The 24099-nt window shown below is 56.0% G+C and carries 19 protein-coding genes; 9 read left to right on the plus strand and 10 right to left on the minus strand.

The genetic code is table 11. The features are described from left to right. Positions 1–311: 311 nt before the first annotated feature. Both guaB and guaA read left to right on the plus strand, forming a co-directional pair. Complete coding sequence (gene guaB, locus IQ22_RS06800; RefSeq protein ID WP_145140016.1) at positions 312–1781, plus strand: IMP dehydrogenase; 1470 nt, start codon at positions 312–314, stop codon at positions 1779–1781. A gap of 99 nt (positions 1782–1880) precedes the next feature. Continuing rightward, the gene (guaA, locus tag IQ22_RS06805; protein WP_145140018.1) at positions 1881–3458 is read left to right on the plus strand and encodes a glutamine-hydrolyzing GMP synthase; all 1578 of its coding nucleotides are present in this window, start codon (positions 1881–1883) and stop codon (positions 3456–3458) included. A 52-nt stretch (positions 3459–3510) separates the two neighbouring features. On the opposite strand, the gene IQ22_RS06810 is transcribed toward guaA, so the two are convergent. Next, on the minus strand, positions 3511–4701 hold the full coding sequence (locus IQ22_RS06810; RefSeq protein ID WP_244309018.1) for a fumarylacetoacetate hydrolase family protein: 1191 nt from the start codon (positions 4699–4701) through the stop codon (positions 3511–3513). Positions 4702–4752: 51 nt separating this feature from the next. After that, positions 4753–6537, minus strand: coding sequence for an IlvD/Edd family dehydratase (locus IQ22_RS06815; RefSeq protein ID WP_145140025.1), 1785 nt, complete (start codon positions 6535–6537; stop codon positions 4753–4755). Between the two features lie 258 nt (positions 6538–6795). Between IQ22_RS06815 and gntR the strand changes: the two genes are divergently transcribed. The 3 genes from gntR to tadA all read left to right on the plus strand — a co-directional run bounded on the left by gntR (position 6796) and on the right by tadA (position 9823). Beyond that, positions 6796–7812 carry an HTH-type transcriptional regulator GntR gene (gntR, locus tag IQ22_RS06820; RefSeq protein ID WP_483247335.1) on the plus strand — a complete coding sequence of 339 codons (1017 nt, stop codon included), beginning with the start codon at positions 6796–6798 and terminating at the stop codon, positions 7810–7812. Positions 7813–7944: 132 nt separating this feature from the next. After that, the gene (locus tag IQ22_RS06825) at positions 7945–9315 is read left to right on the plus strand and encodes a multicopper oxidase family protein (RefSeq protein WP_145140032.1); all 1371 of its coding nucleotides are present in this window, start codon (positions 7945–7947) and stop codon (positions 9313–9315) included. A 25-nt stretch (positions 9316–9340) separates the two neighbouring features. Continuing rightward, entirely contained in the window at positions 9341–9823 is a 483-nt protein-coding gene (gene tadA, locus IQ22_RS06830; RefSeq protein WP_145140035.1) for a tRNA adenosine(34) deaminase TadA, read from the plus strand. Positions 9824–9827: 4 nt separating this feature from the next. On the opposite strand, the gene IQ22_RS06835 is transcribed toward tadA, so the two are convergent. The 6 genes from IQ22_RS06835 to IQ22_RS06860 form a co-directional block, all read right to left on the minus strand. Beyond that, positions 9828–10775, minus strand: coding sequence for a DUF72 domain-containing protein (locus tag IQ22_RS06835; RefSeq protein WP_145140037.1), 948 nt, complete (start codon positions 10773–10775; stop codon positions 9828–9830). Between the two features lie 61 nt (positions 10776–10836). After that, positions 10837–11241, minus strand: coding sequence for a SufE family protein (locus IQ22_RS06840; RefSeq protein WP_145140039.1), 405 nt, complete (start codon positions 11239–11241; stop codon positions 10837–10839). Next, the gene (locus IQ22_RS06845; protein WP_145140042.1) at positions 11238–12443 is read right to left on the minus strand and encodes an aminotransferase class V-fold PLP-dependent enzyme; all 1206 of its coding nucleotides are present in this window, start codon (positions 12441–12443) and stop codon (positions 11238–11240) included. The genes IQ22_RS06840 and IQ22_RS06845 overlap by 4 nt, the downstream gene beginning before the upstream one ends. A 113-nt stretch (positions 12444–12556) precedes the next feature. Beyond that, positions 12557–13591 (minus strand): 2,3,4,5-tetrahydropyridine-2,6-dicarboxylate N-succinyltransferase, encoded by a 1035-nt coding sequence (dapD, locus tag IQ22_RS06850; RefSeq protein WP_145140045.1) that lies wholly within the window; start codon positions 13589–13591, stop codon positions 12557–12559. A 24-nt stretch (positions 13592–13615) separates the two neighbouring features. Continuing rightward, positions 13616–14242, minus strand: coding sequence for a LysE family translocator (locus IQ22_RS06855; RefSeq protein ID WP_145140048.1), 627 nt, complete (start codon positions 14240–14242; stop codon positions 13616–13618). Between the two features lies 1 nt (position 14243). After that, positions 14244–14609, minus strand: a complete 366-nt coding sequence (locus tag IQ22_RS06860) for an ArsC family reductase (RefSeq protein WP_145140050.1) — start codon at positions 14607–14609, stop codon at positions 14244–14246. Positions 14610–14784: 175 nt separating this feature from the next. Here IQ22_RS06860 and IQ22_RS06865 point away from each other — a divergent pair, with 175 nt between their 5' ends. The 4 genes from IQ22_RS06865 to IQ22_RS06880 all read left to right on the plus strand — a co-directional run bounded on the left by IQ22_RS06865 (position 14785) and on the right by IQ22_RS06880 (position 20186). Next, positions 14785–15726 (plus strand): DNA/RNA non-specific endonuclease, encoded by a 942-nt coding sequence (locus IQ22_RS06865; protein ID WP_145140053.1) that lies wholly within the window; start codon positions 14785–14787, stop codon positions 15724–15726. Between the two features lie 115 nt (positions 15727–15841). Then, positions 15842–17323 (plus strand): iron-containing redox enzyme family protein, encoded by a 1482-nt coding sequence (locus IQ22_RS06870; protein ID WP_145140056.1) that lies wholly within the window; start codon positions 15842–15844, stop codon positions 17321–17323. 139 nt (positions 17324–17462) lie between these two features. Beyond that, a complete protein-coding gene (locus tag IQ22_RS06875) occupies positions 17463–18365 on the plus strand; it encodes a methyltransferase (protein ID WP_244309020.1) in 903 nt (300 codons plus the stop codon). Between the two features lie 198 nt (positions 18366–18563). Beyond that, positions 18564–20186: a Na+/H+ antiporter gene (locus IQ22_RS06880; RefSeq protein ID WP_145140059.1), complete on the plus strand. Its 1623-nt coding sequence runs from the start codon at positions 18564–18566 to the stop codon at positions 20184–20186. A gap of 4 nt (positions 20187–20190) precedes the next feature. Here the strand turns inward: IQ22_RS06880 and dapC are convergent, their stop codons facing one another. Beyond that, positions 20191–21384 (minus strand): succinyldiaminopimelate transaminase, encoded by a 1194-nt coding sequence (dapC, locus tag IQ22_RS06885; protein ID WP_145140062.1) that lies wholly within the window; start codon positions 21382–21384, stop codon positions 20191–20193. Positions 21385–21396: 12 nt separating this feature from the next. Then, complete coding sequence (locus tag IQ22_RS06890; RefSeq protein WP_145140064.1) at positions 21397–24096, minus strand: [protein-PII] uridylyltransferase; 2700 nt, start codon at positions 24094–24096, stop codon at positions 21397–21399. Between the last annotated feature and the right edge of the window lie 3 nt (positions 24097–24099).

Consider the following 24099-nt stretch of genomic DNA (forward strand, 5'->3'; position numbering starts at 1 on the left):
GCTATGGCCGGATGAACCAGCAAAACGGAAGAGAAAGCCAGTACATAGGGAGCCGGGGTCTTCGATGGCAAGGCGGAACATCCTTTCATGATACCACTAAATGATAATTGATATTATTATGATTTCATGAAGGCGAGTCACTTAACAATACATATGTCTGATAACAGTCGAGCGAGGCGGTCTGTAAAAAGTGAGGACCAATGAAAAATTATTCGCAGGAAATAGGTCTAACGTCAGCATTGCATTGAGTGCTAATCGTGGTATAGGTATAATGCCGCGCTTCTTATTTTTCCCCTCCCGGGAGCCCTGCCATGCTGCGCATCAGCCAAGAAGCCCTGACTTTCGACGACGTCCTCCTGATTCCCGGTTATTCCGATGTTCTTCCTAAAGACGTCAGCCTGAAAACCCGCCTGACGCGCGGAATTGAATTGAACATTCCTCTGGTATCCGCGGCGATGGATACCGTGACCGACTCCCGCCTCGCCATTGCCATGGCCCAAGAGGGCGGTATCGGCATCATTCACAAGAACATGACCATTGACCAGCAGGCGGCTGAAGTCCGCAAGGTCAAGCGGTTCGAGGCTGGCGTAGTGAAGGATCCAATCACTATCGAAGCCAACGCTACTGTTCGTGACCTGTTCGAGCTGACTCGTCAGCACAACATCTCGGGCGTACCGGTTCTGTCAGACGGTGATCTGGTTGGCATCGTGACCTCGCGTGATGTTCGCTTCGAAAACCGAATGGATATTCCGGTCCATGAAGTGATGACGCCGAAAGAGCGTCTGGTCACTGTGCGCGAAGGCGCAGACAAGCAGGAAGTGCGTGAGCTGTTGCACAAGCATCGGATTGAGAAGGTTCTTATCGTCGATGGCGCCTTCAACCTGAAAGGCATGATGACCGTTAAGGACATCGAAAAGGCGAAAGCCTATCCAAACGCCAGCAAGGACGATCAGGGCAGCCTGCGTGTCGGTGCCGCCGTCGGTACCGGTGCTGAAACGCCCGAGCGCGTTGCCGCTCTGGTGGCTGCGGGCGTCGATGTGATTGTTGTGGATACCGCTCATGGCCACTCCAAGGGAGTGATCGAGCGTGTACGCTGGGTTAAGCAAACCTACCCGCAAGTTCAGGTCATTGGCGGCAATATCGCCACTGGCGAAGCGGCCAAGGCCCTGGCCGAGGCCGGCGCGGATGCAGTCAAGGTCGGTATCGGCCCAGGCTCCATTTGTACCACCCGTATTGTGGCTGGCGTAGGCGTTCCGCAGATTTCTGCTATCGCCAACGTGGCTGCGGCGCTGGAAGGCACCGGTGTTCCGCTGATTGCTGATGGTGGCATCCGCTTCTCCGGCGATTTGTCCAAGGCCATCGTCGCAGGTGGTTATTGTGTAATGATGGGTTCGATGTTTGCTGGTACGGAAGAGGCTCCGGGTGAAGTCGAGCTGTTCCAGGGCCGCTCCTACAAGTCTTACCGGGGCATGGGTTCTCTGGGGGCGATGTCGCAGAGCCAGGGCTCGAGCGATCGTTATTTCCAGGATTCCGCCTCGGGCGCCGAGAAGCTGGTGCCGGAAGGCATCGAAGGCCGTGTGCCCTACAAGGGCCCGCTGGCAGCGATCATCCATCAGTTGATGGGCGGTCTGCGCGCTTCCATGGGCTATACCGGCTGCGCCACGATCGAAGAGATGCGTACCAAGCCTCAGTTCGTCCGCATCACGGGTGCTGGCATGGCTGAGTCCCATGTACACGATGTGCAAATTACCAAGGAAGCACCTAACTATCGCGTAGGCTGATCGCCGAGACGAGACTGTTGTAGGGTGCTTTATGTTGAGATTCGGGGCTGTCACGTACAGCCCCGAATCGTCTGTTCTTACCGCTCATGAGAAATGGCCATGTCCCAAGACATCCACGCTCACCGTATTCTGATTCTCGATTTCGGTTCCCAATACACTCAGCTGATCGCACGTCGCGTGCGTGAGCTGGGCGTTTATTGCGAACTCCATCCCTTCGATATGGACGATGCTGATATCCGGGCCTTCGCGCCACGAGGCATCATCCTGGCCGGCGGGCCGGAGTCGGTGCATGAGGCCAACAGCCCACGCGCGCCCAAGGCAGTCTTTGAGCTAGGCGTTCCGCTCCTGGGTATCTGCTACGGTATGCAAACCATGGCCGAGCAGCTGGGCGGCAGGGTTGAAGGTTCCAACGTTCGTGAGTTCGGCTATGCAAAAGTCGATGTGGTCGGCAAGAGCCGTCTGCTTCAAGGTATTGAAGACCATGTTGATGACGATGGCGTGCTGGGCCTGGACGTCTGGATGAGCCACGGCGACAAGGTGTCCAACCTGCCGGAAGGCTTTCATATCATTGCCAGTACACCAAGCTGCGCTATTGCGGCCATGGGCGATGAACGCCGCGGCTGGTATGGCGTGCAGTTCCACCCAGAAGTGACCCATACCAAGCAGGGCGGCCGGATCCTGTCGCGCTTCCTGCTCGAAATCTGTGGCTGCGAAGCCCTCTGGACTCCCTCCAATATCGTGGAGGATGCCATTGCCCAGGTACGTGCCCAGGTTGGTAATTCCAACGTGCTGCTGGGTTTGTCCGGCGGGGTTGACTCCTCTGTAGTTGCTGCGCTCTTGCACCGAGCCATTGGCGATCAGCTGACCTGTGTGTTTGTCGATAACGGCCTGCTGCGTCTGCATGAAGGGGATCAGGTCATGGCCATGTTCGCCGAGAACATGGGCGTTAAAGTCATTCGTGTCGACGCCGAGAAGCGTTTCCTGACCAATCTGGAAGGTGAGGCCGACCCGGAGAAGAAGCGCAAGATCATTGGTCGCACCTTTATCGACGTGTTTGATTCTGAAGCCAGCAAGCTGGACAACATTAGATTCTTGGCTCAGGGCACTATCTACCCGGATGTGATCGAGTCGGCCGGTGCCAAGACAGGCAAGGCGCATGTAATCAAATCCCACCACAATGTGGGCGGTCTGCCGGAAGAGATGAACCTCAAGCTGGTCGAGCCGTTGCGCGAACTGTTCAAGGATGAAGTCCGCAAGATTGGTCTGGAACTGGGCCTGCCCTACGACATGGTCTACCGTCACCCCTTCCCGGGGCCGGGTCTGGGTGTACGTATTCTGGGTGAGGTGAAGAAGGAGTACGCCGACCTGCTGCGTCGCGCTGACGACATCTTTATCACCGAGCTGCGTAAAGCCGACTGGTATCACAAGGTCAGCCAGGCGTTTGTAGTCTTCCAGCCAGTCAAGTCGGTTGGTGTTGTAGGTGATGGCCGTCGCTACGCTTGGGTTGTTGCCCTGCGTGCAGTAGAAACCATCGACTTTATGACGGCACGTTGGGCGCATCTGCCCTATGAGTTGCTGGAAAAGGTGTCCAATCGCATCATCAACGAGATTGATGGTATCTCCCGCGTAACCTACGACGTGTCGAGCAAGCCGCCGGCAACGATCGAGTGGGAATAAGTCCCGCACGCTAGATCAACGATTCGGCCGCCTTTCTGGCGGCCAATCGTTTTCAGACTGCTCCGCGCGGCTGAATGGCCTGCTGGCTCAATCCTCTACGCTGCAGGTTGTCGATGAGTGCACGAATGCCAAACGTCCAGGGCGCTGCTTGATCGCTGGTATTGACCCGATTGCTCAGGGTGCCGAGACGAGCAGTGCTGATGGTAACAACATCGCCCAGCTTGTGGGTAAAGCCGCCGCCAGGCTGGTCACGGTCCTGGCGAGGCGCAAAGAGCGTGCCGAGGAACAGGACGAAACCATCAGGATATTGATGGGTGGCGTTAAGCGTCTGGGCGACCAGGTCCAATGGGTCTCGACTGATCTGACACATGGAGCTATGCCCTTCGAGCCGGTAGCCGTCCTCGCCAACGATATGCAGATCGACTACTGCGCTGCGTACATCATCGATGCCATAGAGCTCATCGAACAGGCGAATAAGGGGGCCGATTGCTGTGGAGGCATTGTTGTCTTTCGCCTTGGACAAGAGCAATGCGCTGCGTCCTTCGAAATCGCGCAGGTTCACATCGTTGCCCAGTGTTGCGCCTTGTACCTTGCCGGTACTAGACACCACTAGCACAATTTCCGGCTCAGGGTTATTCCAGGTCGATTTGGGATGCAGGCCGATGGTGGAGCCATATCCTACTGCCGAGAGGGGCTGGGCCTTGGTAAAGACCTCGGCGTCGGGGCCAATGCCTACTTCGAGGTACTGCGACCATAACCCTTGCTCCATAAGCACCTGGCGCAGGGAGTTGGCCTGGGCAGAGCCGGGTACAATCTCTGACAGATCAACACCAATACGGTGCGTGAGCGAAGCACGGATATCCGCCGCCTTGCTCGGATCGCCCTTGGCCTGCTCTTCCACTACGCGTTCTAACAAGCTGGCTGCAAACGTCACGCCGGCCGCCTTGATGGCCTGAAAGTCGATCGGAGCCAGCAGCCAGGGCTGCGTTTCGTTGCGCTGAGTCTCGTCGCTATTGGCGAGTAAGGCTTCAAGCGTGACTACAGGATCCTGCAAGGGCAACCGACGCAGGTAGCTAACCGGATCATCTAACTCCAGCAGGGCGGAGACTGTCGCGACGTGTTCGCTGATGTCGTATACCCAATTATCTTTAACGAGAACCACTGAGGGACCGGTAACTGGCTCGGGACGCCAGATCCGACCGATCCAGGTTCCGTTGCTGGCATCCTGAGGCGGCTGATACATCTCCAGCAACGACTGGGAGGGAAAGTACTGAGACATGCTGATCTCCTTAGCTCAATGAGAATGCCGAGGTTCTCCTTTCTCGGCGATAACACGCATATACAGGGTGGCTGGCTCCAGGCAGCCGCCGGTAGAAACTTGTCCCACCAGCTTGCGATAGAGCTCTTGCCAAGGTGTTTGGGAGGGCGGAACAGCGGGGAGTGCTTCGCTACGACGCCGGCTCAGCTCGGCATCGTCAATGAGCAGGTCGACCCGGCGCTCGTTAAGATCGACCCGCAAGCGGTCGCCGGTGCGCAGCAAGGCGAGACCGCCGCCGATTGCCGCTTCGGGTGACATGTTGAGGATCGAGGGACTCGCTGATGTCCCGCTCTGACGGCCATCGCCCAGGCAGGGCAGGGAGTCGATGCCACGCCGGATCAGATCAGCCGGTGGCGACATGTTTACCACCTCGGCGCTGCCGGGATATCCGACTGTGCCACAGCCGCGAATAACGAGAATGCAATGCTCATCGATGTCCAGGGTGGGATCGTTGATACGGGCGTGATAGTCCTCTGGCCCTTCAAACACAATGGCACGGGCTTCAAAGGTATTTTCCTCGCCTGGCTTGGCTAGGTAGGTCTGACGGAAAGCCTCACCGACCACTGAGATCTTCATGATGGCGCTATCGAAGAAATTGCCGGTCAGTACGATAAAACCAGCTCTGTGCTTGAGCGGCGCTTCGCAAGTACGAATCACATCGTTGTCCACTGTTTGATGCCGCGCAATGATCTCGCCAACGGTCTGGCCGGATACGGTACGACAATGCCGGCGAATCAGACCCGCCTTGTCCAGCTCATGTAGGACGGCTGGTACACCCCCTGCGCGATGAAAGCTTTCGCCCAGATATTCGCCGGCGGGCATGCAGTTAACCAGCAGGGGGACCTCTTCGCCGAGGCGCTGCCAATCTTCCAGGGTTAGGTCGATGCCAGCATGCCGCGCAATGGCGATCAGGTGGGGTGGGCAATTACTGGAAGCTCCCAGAGCTGAAGCCAGCACGATGGCATTCTCGAAGGCTTCACATGTCATGATGTGAGAGGGCCGTATGTCTTCACGAACGATATCGACGATGCGTTTGCCTGTGGTATAGGCCATTTGGCCCCGCTCGCGATAGGCTGCTGGAATACTGGCGCAACCGGGTAGCGACATGCCCAGCGCCTCGGCCAGCGCGTTCATGGAGAGCGCCGTCCCCATGGTATTGCAGTGTCCGATGGAGGGTGACGCGGCGGTAGTCATCTCCATGAAGCCTTCGTAATCGATTGTGCCGGCCGAGAGGAGATTACGCGCATGCCAGAGCACGGTTCCTGATCCGATGCGCTTACCGTTGTGCCAGCCGTCCAGCATCGGACCACCGGAAAGAACAATCGCGGGCAAGTCTGTAGTCGCAGCGGCCATCAGGCAGGCCGGCGTAGTTTTGTCGCATCCTGTGGTTAGCACCACGCCATCCAATGGATACCCATGGAGGATTTCGACCAGCCCCAGGTAGGCCAGATTGCGATCAAGCGCTGCTGTTGGGCGCCGGGTTTGTTCAGCGAGCGGGTGTACAGGGAACTCCATAGGAATACCACCAGCATCACGAATACCTGCCTTGACCCGTTGGGCCAGTTCCAGGTGATGGCGATTGCAAGGTGCCAAGTCGCTGCCGGTCTGGGCAATACCAATGATAGGGCGGCCGGACTGTAATTCCTCTCGGGTCAGGCCATAGTTCATATAGCGCTCAACATACAGCGCCGTCATGTCGGCGTGAGCAGGGTCATCAAACCATTGTTGGCTGCGCAGACGGCGTGAAATTTGATCGCTCATAGGCTTTCACTGTAGGAAAGAGGAGAAAAAGGGCTAGGTTGGTAAAGCTGTTGATGACATGCCGCTTGAAAGGGCAGTGCCAGGCAGCAAAGGGTAGTTAGACGATAGGGCATGAAGGAAATAGCCTTCTTATTTTTATCGAGTATGGATTATGTAGGCGCTAACAAAGCTGATGTTAGCGCCTACATTTAATGTGTAAACTTTTTTATCTCGATAAAATCAGCTTTTCTTATAGCAGTAGCGACTATGCCTACGCGGATGCCGAGCCAGAGACGGGTGACCATGCAAAACATTGCGGATTCGGTGGGTGTTAGCTCAATCACCGTATCGCGCGCGTTGAAAACACCTGAAAAGGTGGCTGAGCCTGTACGAAATAAGATTCTCGAGGCGTGTGAGCATCTGGGTTATGTTCCAAATCAGGCTGCCATCGCTCTGGCCTCGGCCCGCTCAAAGAATATTGTGGTGCTGATTCCCTCGCTGACCAATAGTGTGTTTGTCGATATCCTGGTCGGCATCAAGGAGCGGCTGGACCACCACGGCTATCACTTATTGATCGGGATTACCGGCTACTCGCTCGATGAAGAGGAGAAGCTGCTGCGCAACTACTTGCAGCACTCCCCGGATGGCCTGATCCTGACGGGTATTGATCACACGCCGGGACTTTGGGCCATTCTGGAGAACCAGCACATCCCTACCGTACATACCATCGAGACGCTCGAGCGCGATGATTGCTGGAGTGTTGGCTTTTCCCAGTTCGCGGCAGGGCAGGCCGCAGCGCGGCATCTGATCGAGTGTGGTTACCAGCGGATCGGTGTTATCGGTGCGCAAGGCGACCCGCGAACGCTGCGTCGTCGCGACGGCTGCCGTCAGGCCTTGGAAGAGGCAGGGCTTTATGATCCAGCCTTAGAATGGATAGTGGCTGAAAACTCTTCCATTGCCCTTGGGGCCAGCTTGCTTGAGCAGATGCATAGAGAGCATCCTGATTGCGACGCGTTGTTCTTTTGTAACGATGATTTGGCTCAAGGAGCAATTTTCAAATGCAGTCGCCTGAGCATTGCGGTACCGGATACGATGGCCATCATCGGGTTCCATGATCTTGGCGGATCGGCCTGGACCACGCCGCCGCTGACAACCGTAGCGACCCCTCGCTACCGCATCGGCTATGAGGCTGCCGAGTTGCTTGTGGCTCATCTGGCAGGAGAGGACAGGCCCGAGCGGCACCTGGACTTAGGGTTTGAGGTTCTACCACGGGAAACCACACGCCTGCTGTCGTGAAATAACTAATCAGGGTGCGTTTCAGTCTGTGGTTGCTCTATCTGAAAAGTCACTCGAATTGAGAGTGCTTCTTATCTTCGGTGACAATCAGGTGTATCGTGCGCACCTTGATTTTCCGCAGGACCAAGTTTCATGTCTTTCACGCGACGCCAAGTGCTAGGCGGTCTGGCCAGCCTGGCCGTAGTTGGCGTAGGAGCAGGTGGGGCCCGCTGGTGGTTAGGGCGTCCTGTGATAGCCGCCGAGCACGATTATGAACTTATCGCAGCGCCACTTGATATTGAACTGATACCGGGTCATGTCACGCCTGCTCTAACCTACAACGGTCGCTTTCCTGGGCAGGAGATTCGTGTCCGGCAGGGCGAATGGCTACGGGTGCGTTTTACCAATCATCTGGGTCAACCTACCACCATTCACTGGCACGGCATTCGTTTACCAATCGCCATGGATGGCGTGCCTTTCATTTCTCAGGCACCTGTCTTGCCCGGAGAGAGTTTCGTTTACCAGTTCAAAACGCCAGATGCAGGCAGCTACTGGTATCACCCGCATGTTGCCAGCAGCGAGCAACTGGGGCGTGGGCTGGAAGGGCCGCTGATCGTTGAAGAGCGTGAGCCAACCGGTTTCGCTCATGAGATGACCCTTTGCCTGAAAAACTGGCATGTAGACAAAGACGGAGCGTTTACCGCATTCAGTATTCCACGCGAGGCAGCGCGTGTTGGTACGCTGGGGCGGCTGACAACCGTTAACGGCCAGCATGCGCCGGTCATTGAGCTAGCGGCCGGTGCTATCGTCAGGCTGCGGATTCTCAATGTCGACAATACGGCCACCTACCGCCTCAACCTGCCCGGTGTCGAAGCACGCATTTATGCACTTGATGGCCACCCTGTCGAGCCGAGGCCATTCGAGGAGGAATATCTTCTAGGTCCTGGTATGCGTATTGATTTGGCTTATAAGGTGCCTCCAGCAGGGACAACGGTGTCGCTGCGCAACGGCCCGTTGCGGCTTGCTACGCTGGGCTCGGTTGACCAAGGAACACACACTACCGAATGGCCGAGGCCATTGCCGGCGAACCCGGTAAGCGAGCCAGATCTTGCGACAGCCGAGACGCTTGCGTTCCGCTTCGAATGGGTAGCGACATTGGCTGGTGATCCGGGAAACTGCGGCAAGGCCATGTACTGGCAGATCAACGGGCAGGCTGGCGGAGAACACAAGGAAGGCGTCGAGCATCCGCCTCTGGCAAAGCTCACATTAGGTAAAAGCTATATCTTCGAGTTTCGTAACATGGCGCAGTACCTGCACCCGGTACACCTTCATGGGTTGACGTTCAAGGTCTTGAGCTCGGACCGTCATCGGATCATTCCTTATTTCACCGATACCTACTTGCTGGGCAAGAACGAAACTGCACGGGTAGCGCTAGTGGCCGACAATCCGGGAAAATGGATGCTCCACTGCCATGTGATTGATCATATGGAAACCGGCCTGATGGGCACCATCGAGGTCAGTTGAATTCTGTTGTGAGCATGAACCCATGATGCGCCGTTTCCCCCCAATTATCGACCGCAGCCAGGATGAGCGCTTTATGCGCGAGGCCATGGCCTTGGCCACCCGTGGTGCCGCCCTAGGAGAAGTACCGGTTGGCGCGGTGCTGGTCCGTGACGGCGAGGTAATTGGCGAAGGCTTTAATCAGCCTATTACGGGGCACGACCCGAGTGCTCATGCGGAAATGCAGGCCATCCGAGCGGCGGCTCAAAAACTGGAAAATTACCGGCTACCTGGGACAACCCTTTATGTGACCCTGGAGCCGTGCAGCATGTGTGCAGGGCTATTGGTGCATGCACGTATTCAGCGGCTTGTTTATGGCGCTCGGGAGCCTCGCGCCGGTGTAGTGGAAAGCCAGGGCCAGTTTTTCAAGCAGGATTTCTTCAATCACCGTGTTCTGGTTGAGGGTGGATTACTGGCTGAAGAGTGTGGTGCATTGTTGACCGACTTCTTCCGGGCGCGTCGTAAAGGGTAATGGATCAGCTCTTGGGTTTCCGGGCCGGCTTGGCTGCTTCTCCGATCAGGCTTAAGTCCCAACTACCTAGGGCTGGTCTCAGGCCTAACTGAACAGTAAGCCGGTCAGCGTCGAACGGCGCATGAACGTTGGCATCGTTATCGAAATAGCAATATACATCGCGATAGTCACGAGCCGGAGGTTCATGGTGAGGGTCGATCAGCTGAGCGTTGTCCGGTTGCCGACCTTGGGCCCAGGCCTGAATACGTGAAGCCCATTCCTGCAGGATCTCGTCATGGTAACGGCTCGTGTAGAGCTGCTCGTGCCCATGTAAACGGATGTATACGAAATCAGCGGTGATATCCTCCCGGTATAGCCATTTCCCTGCCGTATCCGCCACTACCAGCGCCACGTTATAGCGGCGCAGCAACTCGATGAACTCTGGCGTAATAAAGCTTTCATGGCGAATTTCCACGGCATGCCGCAGCGGACGATTAGCATCGATATGCAGGCAGCAGCGTCCTTCCATGCGCTCTTCACACTTCATCGCCTGGGCTTGGGCGGCTTGGGTGTCTTGAGGTAAGAGCCTAAGAAAGGCCTCGAAACGTTCAGGATCAAAGCGAAGGTTGGCCGGAAATTGCCACAGGATGGGACCGAGTTTTTCCTTGAGTTCAAAGATGCCAGAGGCCAGGAAATTAGCCATGGCCTTCTCGATATCCTTTAACCGCAGAATATGGGTGATATAGCGGGGGCCTTTTACGCTAAAGATGAAATCTTCTCCCGTCTCGGCATACCAATTGGCATAGCTCTGCGGCCGCTGAAGCGAATAGAACGATCCGTTGATCTCAATGGTGGAAAGTGCCCGCGAGGCAAAGCGTAATTCTTTGTTCTGGGTCAGACCCACAGGATAAAACACGCCTCGCCAGGGCGCGTAACGCCAGCCGGAAATACCGATACGGATCTGCGCAGCCATGAAGAGCTCCTAACGTCATCTCTTCTGTTCCGACTGCGCAGCGGCCGTATGGGTTCTGCAATCAGATAGCGGACAAGGCTTTCATTCGCTCGACCACAGCGCGTAAACCGTTGCCGCGCGAAGCGGAAAGTTGCCGCTCCAGTCCTAGTTGGTGAAGCCAGTCATGAACGTTCAGGTCTGCCAGTTCTTCATCCGTCAGGCCGTTTGCACGAGCCAGCAGAACGGCCAGCAGACCGCGGAGGATGCGCGAATCGCTACCGGCCCGGAATTGGTTTCGGTTGCCGTCACGTTGGTGCGTGACCCAGACTTGGCTCTCGCAGCCGTGAACGAGGTCTTCATCGCGGCGGGTTTCTACGTCAGGCAGGCGAGTTGCCCATTGCAGGAGCAGACGGGAGCGAGCTTCCCAACCATTTGCTGTGGTGAAGGCGTCTAGGGCCGCTTGGGCTTCTTCGGTTAAGGCGGTCATCGCAAGAGCTCCAGTGCGTTGTCCAAGGCCATGAAAAATCGCTCCAGGTCGGTCGAGTCGCTATAAATACCTAGAGAAATGCGCAGCGAGCCGGCTTCACCCAACTGCTTAAACAAGGGCATGGCGCAATGATTTCCAGCCCTCACGGCAATACCCTGTTCACCGAGCATATGTGACAGATCGGCAACGTGAACCCCATTGACGACAATACTGGCTAGAGCGATTTGTGGCTCGCCCAAGACGCGGACTCCCTCGCGGGCAGCAAGTCCGGCCCATAATTTGATACACAACGCCTGCTCATGGCCAAAGAGCGAAGCTTCATCTTGGGCGGACAGCCAATCCAGTGCTGCGCCGAGACCAATCGCTGCGGCTACAGGCGGTGTTCCAGCTTCAAAGCCCATGGGCGGGGCATGAAATTCCGACTGATGATAGTCCGCAGCTTTTACCATTTCCCCGCCGAACTGCCATGGCGACAGGGCTGTTAGCGCTTCTGGACGCCCCCAAAGAATGCCGATGGCTTCCGGGGCATACAGTTTATGGCCGGAAAAGGCATAAAAGTCAGCGCCGAGGTCCTGAGGACGATGACGACCATGTACAACACCCTGAGCGCCGTCCACCACGACCCAGGCGCCCTGGTCATGTGCCATCTGCGACAGCTCGGCCAGGGGTTGCCAGGTGCCCAGTACGTTAGAAAGTTGGCTGATTGCCAGCAGGCGTGTTCGCGGTCCGATCCGCTCCGCCGCGATAGCCAGGTCTACATGGCCGCTTGGCGTCAGGGGCAACACAACCAGCTTCAATCCGCGACGAAGGGCGAGCTGCTGCCAGGGCAAGAGGTTGGCGTGATGCTCCAAGGCACTGATAACAATCTCGTCACCCGGCTTGAAATGAGCCTCCAGGCCATAGGCGAGCAGATTCAGAGCCTCGGTCGTACCTCGGGTGAACACGATCTCCTGGGCACTGCCTGCGCCCAACCAGGTTGCTACTTTGCTGCGTGCTGTCTCGAAGGCTTGAGTAGCCCGCTCACCGGGACGGTGCTGGGCGCGATGTACATTGGCTGCGCCCTGCGCATAGTAGGCCTGCAAGGCATCCAGCACGGCTTGGGGCTTTTGAGCGGTCGCCGCTGTATCCAGATAGGTGATACCGTCATTTTCAAAGGCGGCAAAGGCGGGGAAATCGGCACGCCAGGGAGAGGGCAGAGTCATGGTTTCGTCTGGTCTGAGGGACAGATGAAAAAAAGCCGCCCGGGCAATGAGCCGGCGGGCGGCAGGCGTCTATAGCTCTGGACCCGACGCCGAGACGCCGAGTTCCTCTGAACTCAGTTATGCGCGTGTAGCGCCTCGTTGAGTTCGATAGCTGTTTTGTTGGTTTTGCATTCAACCGCGCCGGTTTGGGAGTTGCGGCGGAACAGCAGATCGCTCTGGCCAGCCAGTTCACGTGCCTTGACTACCTGAACGCGCTGATTCTGATCATCCAGCACGACTACTTTGGTTCCCGCCGTGACATACAGTCCGGACTCCACGGTGCAGCGATCGCCCAGCGGAATGCCGATACCGGCGTTGGCGCCGATCAGGCAGCCCTCGCCCACACTGATCACGATATTGCCACCGCCAGACAAGGTGCCCATGGTGGAGCAGCCGCCGCCCAGGTCCGAGCCCTTGCCGACGAAGACACCTGCGGAAACGCGGCCTTCGATCATACCTGGGCCGGCTGTACCGGCATTAAAGTTGACGAAGCCTTCATGCATCACGGTAGTACCTTCACCGATATAGGCGCCCAGGCGAACACGTGCAGAATCGGCGATCCGTACACCGGCCGGAACGACGTAATCGGTCATCTTTGGAAACTTGTCGACAGAAAAGACTTCCAGCAGCTTGCCGCGCAGGCGGGCTTCGAGTTGTTCAGCCGGTAGCTCGCTCAGGTCAATCGCGCCCTGATTGGTCCAGGCAACATTAGGCAGCAGGGCAAAAATGCCCGATAGGTTAAGGCTGTGCGGCTTGACCAGACGATGGGAAAGCAGGTGCAGCTTCAGGTAAGCCTCAGGTGTCGACGTTGGCGCAGCATCTGTAGCCAATAAGGTAGCTACCAGCGGCTTGGTGCTTTCTGCTAGACGTGTGAGTAGAGCCGCTTGCGTGGCGTCCACGCCCTTCAATGCATCGGCCAGGGTACGTGCTTGGCTAGGCGTGAAGGCGATGGCCTGATTGCCTTCGCTGTATTGAAGAACAGGCGCTACGGCGTTGAGCAGGTCAGCAGACGGATTCAGCAGTGGCTGGGCATAGAACACCTCCAGCCAGGCGCCGTCGCGATTTTGAGTGCCGACGCCGAAGGCCAGGCTGAACAGGGAGTTAGACATGAATATTTCCTTCTAGACGATAGGTCAGGCCGGGCGCCGGCTGAGAAGGAGTCCCAGTCCGGCGCTACCCAACAGGGCGGCGCAACCACGGTTGAACAGGCGCTTAGCGCGCGCACCGGCCAATAGGCGGCCAAGGCGCATGCCAGCGAAGGCGTAAAGAGCAATGGCGATGCATTCCATCAAAAGAAATGCCGCGCCGAGTTGCATGAACTGATGCCCCAGAGGTTCACCTGTCACGATGAACTGAGGGAGAAACGCTGTAAAAATAAGTATTGCCTTGGGATTGCCTGCCGCTACACAAAACTCCTGGCGTATCAGCGGCCATAGATCAGGTTTGGTGGCCAGCCTGGAGATGGTAGGTTCAGTGACCGGCGTGGCTATCCATAGGCGAATTGCAATCCAGATCAGGTAGATCGCACCTACCAATTTGATAGCCGTAAACAACCATGCTGAAGTAAGCAGCACGAGTGCAAGCCCGGAGCCCGCCAGCCCCAGCATGCCGGCAAAAGCCACCAGTCGGCCGATGGTTCCAAGGCAGGCTGCGGTAAAGCCGAAGCGGGCCGCATTGTTGACCGATAGCAAATTGTTTGGCCCAGGCGCCATATTCAATGCAAAGCAGGATGGAATGAATAACGCCCAGGCGATTGACATATCAGCGCTCCAGCTCGGTGGCGTATAGCTCGGGCTTGAAGCCTAGTACGCGGTGCGTACCGAGGTCCAGTACGGGACGCTTGATCATTGAAGGCTGCGCGAGCATCAGTTCGATGGCACGAGCTTCGTTGAGGTCGGCCTTCTGTTCGTCCGACAGTTTTCGAAACGTAGTACCGGCGCGGTTGAGCACCTTTTCCCAGCCTAACTCCTGGCACCAGGCCGTCAGCCGCTCCCGGTCGATGCTGCTTTGCTTGTAGTCGTGAAAGTGGTAAGCCACGCCATGATCATCCAGCCACGCGCGGGCCTTTTTCATCGTGTCGCAGGCCTTGATACCGTACAAACTGATCGTGCCATTCTCGTGAGGCATTTCAGGCCCTCCCAAACCCTGTCAAAGAATCGCCAAAAAGCGGTGTCAAATTATGCCATGTCCCTTTCGACTATGGGGCGCCAACAGGTTTATTGCCCATTGCACACGCGATTACCGCCAGTGCCCATGGGCATAGACCAGTATTAATCACCCTTCACGACAGGAACATTAAGCAATGGCAATCGATTTGAATTACCAACCTCGCCTGAGCGACATGCGCCGTCTCGCTGCACCAGTTCAGGCTTTTGCCCCGGAAGCCGAGCTTAAGCAGCAGACGCCTCGGGTAACGCCTGCTGCGTCCCTGGCGGAACGACTGGGTTATGCGGCGGACTTTCTTGGCGAATTCGAAGTACCCTGGCCGCAGCCGGTTGGTAAGCGGCAGGAAGATATTCAGCCTGTGCCGGACTCTGCTGAAAACCGGCTCGATTACCAGCATTTTTCCATCACAATGTCGGCGTCGCGTCGGATGGCCATGTATGTTGGCGTTAATGTGGACGGCGGTGCCGCTGTCTCGGTCGAGCGTGGCAAGGACCGCTGGTATTTCGATGGCCGCCTGCCACTGGAAGCTCAGATCGGGGAGGAACTTTACGCGGATAATCTCTTGGATCGCGGGCATCTGGTCCGTCGTGAGGATCCCAATTGGGGTCCCGAAGCGGAAACGGCTAATCGCGATACTTTTCACTTCACTAATTGCTCGCCTCAGATGGCAGGTTTCAACCAGAAGAACTGGTTGGACTTAGAAAACTATCTGTTGGACAACACTCGGCGCTGGAAAGAACGAATCACCATCTTCACTGGACCGGTCTTTCGTGACGATGACCGCCTCTATCGAGGCATTCAGATTCCGGCGGCCTATTGGAAAGTCGTCGCGTTTGTTACGGATGAGGGCAAGCCCTCGGCCACGGCATACATGATTGATCAGTCCAGCGAGCTCGCTCAGTTAGAAGCAATCTTCGGGCGCTTTCGCACCTATCAACGCAGCATTCGGCGTATCGAGTCGCTAACCGGTCTCAGTTTTGGCGAGCTATCGCGTTATGACGGCTTTTCCAACGAAGAGGCTTTGAGTGGAACACGAATAGAGGCTGAGTTGCGATCGCTGAGTGATATTCGGATATGAGTGCTGGGTCACGCTCAGGTTTTACAGGCTGACGTAAGGCAAGGAACTCGTCTGGCAGCTTAAGGCCCAACTTCTCATTACTTATACAATTCTTAACTGCCAGATGTGTTGACGTATGCAAATAACGACCCGAGCCACCCGTCCGCAACCTGCAGTAACGCCATCTTATGAGGCCCTTTCTTCTCGGCAGCTGTACGAAGCTCTGCTTCAATCTCATCCCTCTGCTGATAGTGTTCATGAGGCGCGTGAATATCTGGAGCAAAGACTGGACGAGGCAGCAAAGCGGGACGCCGATCTACCGGAAGATCCCCGTGCTTTAGAGGGCTGGATTGCCCAAGGTGTCGAGCAGGTTGGGAATGCCTACCGGGATTATCTGGCGTCACGCAAGGCTGGCGCACCGCGCCGTTACTTTAAGAGCAAGTCCCATGCGCTCTACTTTCTCAAAGGGGTTGCGCCAACCAAACTCGTAGATGGTGCCTGGCTCTATGGCCTGCTGCAGCGTTGGAACGATCCGCGGTTTTCCGCGCCGATCCAGATCTATCTTGAGGAGTTAGGAGAGGGCCAGCCGGATAAGAATCACGTCGTTCTCTACAAGAAGCTGTTGGCTACCAATGGATGTGACGACTGGGCCTCTCTAAGCGATGAGCATTATGTTCAAGGCGCGATCCAATTGGCTTTGGCACATCATGCTGATCATTTTCTGCCTGAGGTCATTGGGTTCAACTTGGGTTACGAGCAGTTGCCGCTGCACTTGCTGATCACGGCCTATGAACTTAATGAATTGGGCCTTGATCCGTACTATTTCACGCTCCACATTACCGTTGACAATGCTGGGACGGGGCATGCCAAAAAAGCCCTGCAGGCCTTATACGACGCGATGCCGGTAGAAAATCACGAAGCGTTTTATCAGCGTGTTATTAATGGCTACAAGCTTAACCTACTGGGCGAGGGCACTACATCGGTTATCGCAGGCTTTGATTTGGAGCAGGAAGTCATCGACCTGCTTGCAGAAAAGAGTACGGTGGGGAAGTACGTTCACTCCGATTATTGCCGTATCGGAGGGCGTAGTGTTACGGATTGGTTGAGTAATCCAGAGCAAATTCCTGGTTTTCTTGAAAGCTTACAGGCTCACGGTTGGATCAAGCGCCATCAAGACCCTATGGAGAGTCGATTCTGGAAGCTTATTCAGGGGGAGCGGGCAGAAATGTTTGGTGTCTTTAGTCCGTATGAGCAGCAGCTGTTGCATGACTGGATTGCTGGCGACCTTATCCATACCGGTGCGTCTCGTACCGCAGAGTCCCAGGCGCGCGTTGCCCGACTACCCAAGAGGGAGCTGAGTTTTCGCGCCAAGCAGCGGCAGCTGGAGACGTTATGTGAGGGGCAGGGGAGTGAGACTGGAAGGTCTGCTCTGACAGCGGCCAATTCAGACGCCAGCAGTGATTTCGATAGTGAGCGTAATCAACTTGCAGAGAAGCTGGCAGCACAACCCAGTCGGGAGGCGGGTATGGCCTATCTCATTGAAATGATGGCACCTGCTACTCACCACACGGCTTCAGGGTTATTAGCTACGCGTCTTTTTACCCAGTTATTCAGTTAACTCTCTGGCAGTAGATACTCTACGTCTGCTGCCAGAGTTATTCCAGGATATGGTTGTAATGGATATACCTATGCTTGAGCGAGATGCCCTGTCGGTTAGCAATATTCCCCAAGAAAATCCGTTCCGCCCCTTGATTACAATGCTGCGCGAGATGAACTATCGTTTCACGACGGTCACGCCAGCTTCTCATGCCCGCGTTAACCGCCGTCCAGGTAATGAGTGGGCTCAGGATCTTCAAGGTATTTTGGGTTGGAGCCGCCCCTTCCAGCAGCACGTTGTCTCGCCCCAGATGTTCGAGGCCATGCAAGTAGCTGATATTTTGGAAGCTCATGGCGACGGTTGGCGTAGCCGGATCCGGGTGTCCACACTAGGTGATCAGTTATTCATCCATTCGGCTTATCCCACGAACGAGGCGGATGCCGTCTTTTTCGGGCCGGATACCTACCGCTTTGCCAATGCTATCGAGGCCCAACTGCGTTTCGAAACAGGTCAGATTCGTCGGGCTGTGGATATTGGCAGCGGGGCAGGGCCAGGGGCCATTTTAGTAGCCTTGGCGCGGCCCGATGCAGAAGTGCTGGCTGTAGATATCAATGAAGCCGCCTTGCGGCTTACGCGCATCAATGCCGAATTGGCCGAGGCGGGAAATGTCAAGGCATGCTACAGCAACCTGCTTGATGCCGTTGAGGGACAGTTCGATCTGATCGTAGCAAACCCTCCTTACCTAGTTGACCCGTCCGAGCGGGCATACCGCCATGGCGGCGGCCCTTTGGGCGCAGGTCTCTCTCTTGCGATTCTTGATACTGCACTTGAGCGTCTGGCATCCGGTGGCACGCTTTTGTTGTATACCGGTGTTGCGATGATTCAAGGCAGTGATCCGTTCCTTGAGGCCGTACAGGCCCGTCTGGCCAATACAAACACGGTCTGGCGTTATCGGGAAATTGATCCAGACGTCTTTGGCGAAGAGCTCGATAGCGGTGTTTATGCTCAGGCGGATCGGATTGCGGCTGTTGTCCTCACTGTAACGCAATCTGAATCTCTATGAGTTCTGCAGCGTGACGTGCTGTAGTCTGCTGTCGTCCTGTTAGTGGCTGTTCTAGCAGCAAGGCGAAAAATCATACTGCCTGCTAAAACAGTCACCCTTTCGTGATCGGTAATTGCTTCGGCGGCAGCCGTCCTATGACGCACCGGGTGGCGGAGCGTTTGTTATAAAGACAGGGCGGGACGGCCAGCGGAGGTTGCGGTGACACTTGTTTATACGATTCTGACCATGCTTTTGGTGGTCGGCGCAACGCGATTGAGCGCTCAGTTCGTTCCAGTGCCGCTGCCGCTTATTCAGGTCGGAGTTGGTGCACTGCTCGCCTGGCCTACATTGGGCTTGCACGTTGCCTTAGATCCTGAATTGTTCATGCTGCTATTCATTCCGCCGCTACTCTTCTCGGATGGCTGGCGGATGCCCAAGCGTGAACTCTGGAAACTGCGGGGGCCGATCCTTACGTTGGCGTTTGGGCTGGTGTTTATCACCGTGCTGGCGGTCGGTGCCTTCATTCATTGGATAATTCCGGAAATACCCTGGGCAGTAGCTTTTGCCCTGGCTGCAGTTCTTTCGCCTACGGATGCAGTGGCCGTGTCCGGTATCGCCCGTGGCCGATTGCCTAGGCGTCTGATGCATATCCTCCAGGGCGAAGCGCTGTTCAACGATGCATCGGGCCTTGTTACGTTCCGCTTCGCCGTTGCCGCTGCCATGACCGGCGTTTTCTCATTGGCAGATGCCAGCCTTTCCTTCCTGCTGGTTTCGGTCGGTGGATTGGCCATTGGCGCTGCCCTTAGTTGGCTGACCGGGCGTGTTCGCGGTTGGCTAGTGAGCCATGGCTGGACTGACCCGGCGCCGTATGTCGTCTTTATGGTCCTGTTGCCCTTCGCCGCCTATGTAGTCGCTGAGCATCTTGGGGCTTCCGGTATCCTTTCGGCAGTTGCTGCGGGCATCGTCCAGAGCCGTATCGACATGCTGCCGCGTCAATCACGTACGCGACTGCTCAACCATAGTGTTTGGGCCATGCTGGAGTTCACTTTTAACGGTTTAGTCTTCTTGCTGCTAGGGCTACAGCTGCCCTCCATTATCCAGGCCGTTCTGTCGTCTGATGCCTTGGCTGTTCAATCCTTTGGCATTTTGATGGGGCAGGTTGTTCTGATCTTTTTGGCGCTTGTAGGGCTACGCTATTTGATTATGAACGTGTACTGGCGGCTGTCGCGGCATGAAATCATGGCTGATTTTCAGCGAACCGCCCTAATCGCCTCGCTGGGCGGTGTACGAGGCGCCGTTACTCTGGCGGGCGTGCTTTCACTGCCTATTGTTTTGGCCAATGGCGAGCCTTTCCCACAGCGGGACGTGCTGATTTTTATTGCTGCCGGTGTGATTCTACTGTCCCTGATCACCGCCAGCATAAGTCTGCCACTGCTGTTGCGGGGTATTCACGTCAGTACGGATGCAGCCTACGAGCGTGAGCGGCGCGAGGTGCGCCGCAATACAGCTGAAGCCGCTTTACGTGCACTGGAAACTGAGGAAGTCGACGAGATAGACCCATTGCAGGCAGCGCTCCAGGCAGAAATCAGAACCCAACTCATGGCAGAGTTTCGAGAGCAGTTGGATATCTATGAGGACACGGAAGAGGTGCAGGCGCGTGCCCTGGCCAGCCTCATGATCGAAGCGAACCTCAGGCTTGTGGCAATCCGCGCCCAGCGGCGAGAGTTATACCGCATGCGTTTGTCTGGAATCATCGACGATGAGATTGTCGCTGAAGTCTTGAGCGATCTGGACTTCAGCGAGGCGACATTGATGAGGAACACGCCAAATCCCTCATCCTGACAGGTCAGCGTGTGCAAAAAGCCCGGATACGTTCTGCAGCTTCTACACATTCACTCAAGGGCGCGACCAGTGCCATACGGACGCGGTGGGCTCCAGGGTTGACGCCTGCCACTGTACGAGACAGGTAAGAACCGGGCACTACGGTTACATGCTCATGTGCATACAGCTCGCGCGTAAACGTTTCATCGTCTACCGGTGTTTTTGCCCAAAGATAAAACCCGCCATCGGGTCGCTCCACATCAAGAACATCGCCAAGAGTGTTTAGGACGGCATCGAACTTCTCTCGATACAAAACCCGGTTGGCGCGAACATGGGCCTCATCGTTCCAAGCCGCGATACTGGCGTGCTGCACATGAATTGGCATGGCACAGCCATGGTAGGTGCGGTAGAGCAGAAAGCGCTTGAGGATCTGCGCATCGCCCGCTACAAAACCCGAGCGCAGCCCAGGTAGGTTCGAGCGCTTGGACAGGCTGTGGAATACCACGCAGCGAGCAAAGTCCTTACGCCCTAGTTCAGCGCAGGCCGTAAGCAGACCAGCCGGTGGGTTCGCCTCATCAAAATACAGTTCGCTATAGCATTCATCCGCAGCAATCACGAAGTCATGCTGGTCTGCTAGAGCAATCAAGGTCTTCAGCGTTTTGAGGGGCAGCAGGGCACCAGTTGGATTGCCTGGCGAGCACAGGAACAACAACTGACAGCGCTCCCAGATTTCAGTCGGCACGGCATCGAAATCAGGATTGAAACCATGCTCGGGAAGGCAAGGTAAGTAATAAGGCTCGGCACCGGCCAGCAGCGTAGCGCCCTCATAGATCTGATAGAACGGGTTGGGGCTGACAACCAGCGCCTCAGGCTGACGATTCAAAACCGCTTGTGTAAAGGAGAACAGTGCCTCTCGTGTACCTGTTACGGGAAGGGCATGCATAGTGGCATCCATCCAGCCGATAGGAACCCGGAAACGCCGCTCGCACCAGGCGGTGATCGCTTCGCGTAAGGCTGGCAGGCCTGCTGTGGTTGGATAAACTGCTAACTGGTCGAGATGGGCGGTCAGCGCTTCCGCGACGAAGGGCGGTGAAGGATGTTTCGGCTCTCCGATTGACAATGCAATAGGTGTTTTATCGGCAGGCGGCTGGACACTACCCAGCAAGACGCGAAGCTTCTCGAACGGATAGGGCTGTAACAAATTCAATGCGTCATTCATGAGGTGTCTCGTTCAAATACTGATGCGCAGGGGCGCTGTTTCAGCCCCGTTGGCTTCGCTAAGGTTTTTGATCAGAGCCTGCTGGACCTGCTCACACAGTTTAGGGTCAGACAACGGGTGGCCTTGCGCATCGGTCACATAGAAAACGTCTTCTACTCGCTCGCCCAAGGTTGCAATCTTGGCGTTTTGCACAGACAGGTCGAAGTCTAGGAAAATATGACCTACCCGCGCTAATAAACCTGGACGATCCGGCGCTGTCAGCTCAATCAGGCTGACGGCCCGTTGGGCATCCGTATAGATATTTACCTGCGGCGCAAAGGCAAAGTGCTTGAGCTGTCGTGTGACACGACGGTTGATAATGTTTGGATAGTCTTCCGGATTCTTCAGCGCCTGCACTAGGCCGGAGCGGATTTCCTGGATACGGGCTGGATGATTGCCGATAGAGCCGCCGTCGGCGTCGAGGACGATGTAGGTGTCGAGGGTGAACTGGCTGGTGGACGTAATGATGCGGGCATCCTGAATGCTCAGGTTCAGTTGGTCCATGGCTGCTACGGTCACAGCGAAGAAATCGTGCTGATCCTGTGCATAGATAAAGATTTGGGTGCCGCCTTCAAACTCGCGCTGCGTTGTTTCCTTGATCAGAATTAAAGGCTCGCCGTTGTTCGGGTGGCTTAGGATCGCCTCGGTATGCCAGGCCACATCGCTGGAAGTATGTCGCAGGAAATAGTCATCACCTAACTGGTTCCATAGCTGTTCGGCATCGTCTTGGTCGATACCATTACGAACCAGCGTATCGATGGCGGACGCCTGAGTCTGACGAATTTGCTCTTCGCGCTCGACCGGATTCTCCAGGCCACGGCGCAAAGCCCGCTTCGCTTCGGTGTACAGCTGACGAAGCAGGCTGGCCCGCCAGGAGTTCCACAAGTTAGGGTTAGTGGCGTTGATATCAGCCACGGTTAGCGCGTACAAATAATCTAGGTGTACTTGATCGCCCATGGTCTGGGCAAAATCATGGATCACTAACGGGTCGGACAAATCCTTGCGCTGCGCGGTAGTAGACATTGCCAAGTGATGGCGGACCAGCCAGCAAATCAGCTGAGTATCCCATTCCGGTAGCTGATGACGACGGCAGAACGCTTCGGCGTCTACTGCGCCAAGCTCCGAGTGGTCGCCGCCGCGGCCTTTGCCAATGTCATGGTAGAGACCGGCGATATAGATCAGCTCGGGCTTGGGCAGCTTGTTCATCACCCGTGTCGCAAGCGGATACTTTTCAGTCATTTCTGGCCGGTTCAGCTTGCGCAAGTGCTTGATCAGATTGAGTGTGTGTGCATCGACAGTATAAATATGAAACAGGTCATGCTGCATTTGGCCGATAATCTGACCGAACTCAGGCAGATACAGGCCCAGAATACCGTAGCGGTTCATGCGTCGAAGGTTGCGATGAATGCCCTCCCGACTTTTAAACAGCTCGATAAACAGACTCGTATTGCGAATGTCGTGACGGAATTCGTCATTGATCAAGTAGCGATGGTCGCGTAACAGACGAATCGTGCCGGCACATACCCCCTTGATTTCAGGATGCTGGGCCAGCAGAACGAATATTTCGATCAAGGCAAACGGGGTACGCTTGAAGACGTCTGAATGAGTCACCTCGATATAGCCGTCACGTAGTTGGAACCGGCTGTTAATCGGTTGGGCAGGCTCTTCGGTATCGCTGCGTAGAATCGCTTCCTTAAAGTGTTGCATTACCACGTCATTAAGTTGGGCGATATCCATCACTACGCGATAATACTTTTGCATAAAGCGTTCGACGGCCAGCTTTGCATCGCTGTCTTCGTAGCCCAAAAGACCCGCAATGCGCCGCTGGTGATCGAATAGCAAACGATCCTCCGGGCGGCCTGCCAGCATGTGCAGGGCATAGCGCACTTTCCAAAGGAACTCCTGGCTCGAAGCGAGTAAGGCGCATTCGCTTTCAGTCAGAAAGCCTTGCCCGACCAGGGCGTGTAGGTTAAGCGTGCCGAAATGTCGCCGGGCTACCCAAAGCAGCGTTTGAATATCGCGCAGGCCACCCGGGGATCCCTTTACATTAGGTTCGAGGTTATATTCCGTGTCGTTGTATTTGGCATGCCGTATGGTCTGCTCATCACGTTTGGCCAGAAAAAACTCCCGGCTCGGCCACATCTGCTGCACGCTGGTCACTTCAAGCATGCGCTGACGTAAACTCTCGGGGCCAGCAATCGTCCGGCATTCCATAAGATTAGTGATAACGGTCAGGTCGGCTCTGGCTTCCTCTGCACACTCCTGGACGGAGCGAACACTTTGCCCGACGGCAAGCCCTATATCCCATAGCAGAGTCAAGAACTCTTCAATAGGCTCCCGGTATGTTTCCTGATCTTCGTGGCCTAATAGAATCAGCAGGTCGATATCCGAATGGGGGTGCAACTCACCCCGGCCGTATCCACCCACCGCTAGGAGAGCAATTTCCGCTTCGCCCCAGGCAAGTCGCTGCCAAGCCTCGATCAGGATCTGATCGATAAACCAAGCCCGATCTTCAACCAGTCGCCGTGTGCTGCGGCCGGTAGAAAATCGTTCATCCAGTACTTGGTTTGCCTTGCGGATTGCCTTTTTGAACGCTGCAATCGGGCTGTTTTTCAAGGCGAGCTCGGCCTGAAACTGCCCACGGTCGAACAATTCTGGATCTACCTGGGGCATGCC

Origin of the sequence: Pseudomonas duriflava, assembly GCF_007830155.1 — a bacterium.
Taxonomy (GTDB): Bacteria; Pseudomonadota; Gammaproteobacteria; order Pseudomonadales; family Pseudomonadaceae; genus Chryseomonas; species Chryseomonas duriflava.

Bases quoted from the DNA above. Each gene is read 5' to 3' on its own strand.
- guaB (WP_145140016.1), top strand. From the start codon at position 312: ATGCTGCGCATCAGCCAAGAAGCCCTGACTTTCGACGACGTCCTCCTG.
- guaA (WP_145140018.1), top strand. From the start codon at position 1,881: ATGTCCCAAGACATCCACGCTCACCGTATTCTGATTCTCGATTTCGGT.
- IQ22_RS06810 (WP_244309018.1), bottom strand. From the start codon at position 4,701: ATGTATCAGCCGCCTCAGGATGCCAGCAACGGAACCTGGATCGGTCGG.
- IQ22_RS06815 (WP_145140025.1), bottom strand. From the start codon at position 6,537: ATGAGCGATCAAATTTCACGCCGTCTGCGCAGCCAACAATGGTTTGAT.
- gntR (WP_483247335.1), top strand. From the start codon at position 6,796: ATGCCGAGCCAGAGACGGGTGACCATGCAAAACATTGCGGATTCGGTG.
- IQ22_RS06825 (WP_145140032.1), top strand. From the start codon at position 7,945: ATGTCTTTCACGCGACGCCAAGTGCTAGGCGGTCTGGCCAGCCTGGCC.
- tadA (WP_145140035.1), top strand. From the start codon at position 9,341: ATGCGCCGTTTCCCCCCAATTATCGACCGCAGCCAGGATGAGCGCTTT.
- IQ22_RS06835 (WP_145140037.1), bottom strand. From the start codon at position 10,775: ATGGCTGCGCAGATCCGTATCGGTATTTCCGGCTGGCGTTACGCGCCC.
- IQ22_RS06840 (WP_145140039.1), bottom strand. From the start codon at position 11,241: ATGACCGCCTTAACCGAAGAAGCCCAAGCGGCCCTAGACGCCTTCACC.
- IQ22_RS06845 (WP_145140042.1), bottom strand. From the start codon at position 12,443: ATGACTCTGCCCTCTCCCTGGCGTGCCGATTTCCCCGCCTTTGCCGCC.
- dapD (WP_145140045.1), bottom strand. From the start codon at position 13,591: ATGTCTAACTCCCTGTTCAGCCTGGCCTTCGGCGTCGGCACTCAAAAT.
- IQ22_RS06855 (WP_145140048.1), bottom strand. From the start codon at position 14,242: ATGTCAATCGCCTGGGCGTTATTCATTCCATCCTGCTTTGCATTGAAT.
- IQ22_RS06860 (WP_145140050.1), bottom strand. From the start codon at position 14,609: ATGCCTCACGAGAATGGCACGATCAGTTTGTACGGTATCAAGGCCTGC.
- IQ22_RS06865 (WP_145140053.1), top strand. From the start codon at position 14,785: ATGGCAATCGATTTGAATTACCAACCTCGCCTGAGCGACATGCGCCGT.
- IQ22_RS06870 (WP_145140056.1), top strand. From the start codon at position 15,842: ATGCAAATAACGACCCGAGCCACCCGTCCGCAACCTGCAGTAACGCCA.
- IQ22_RS06875 (WP_244309020.1), top strand. From the start codon at position 17,463: ATGCTGCGCGAGATGAACTATCGTTTCACGACGGTCACGCCAGCTTCT.
- dapC (WP_145140062.1), bottom strand. From the start codon at position 21,384: ATGAATGACGCATTGAATTTGTTACAGCCCTATCCGTTCGAGAAGCTT.
- IQ22_RS06890 (WP_145140064.1), bottom strand. From the start codon at position 24,096: ATGCCCCAGGTAGATCCAGAATTGTTCGACCGTGGGCAGTTTCAGGCC.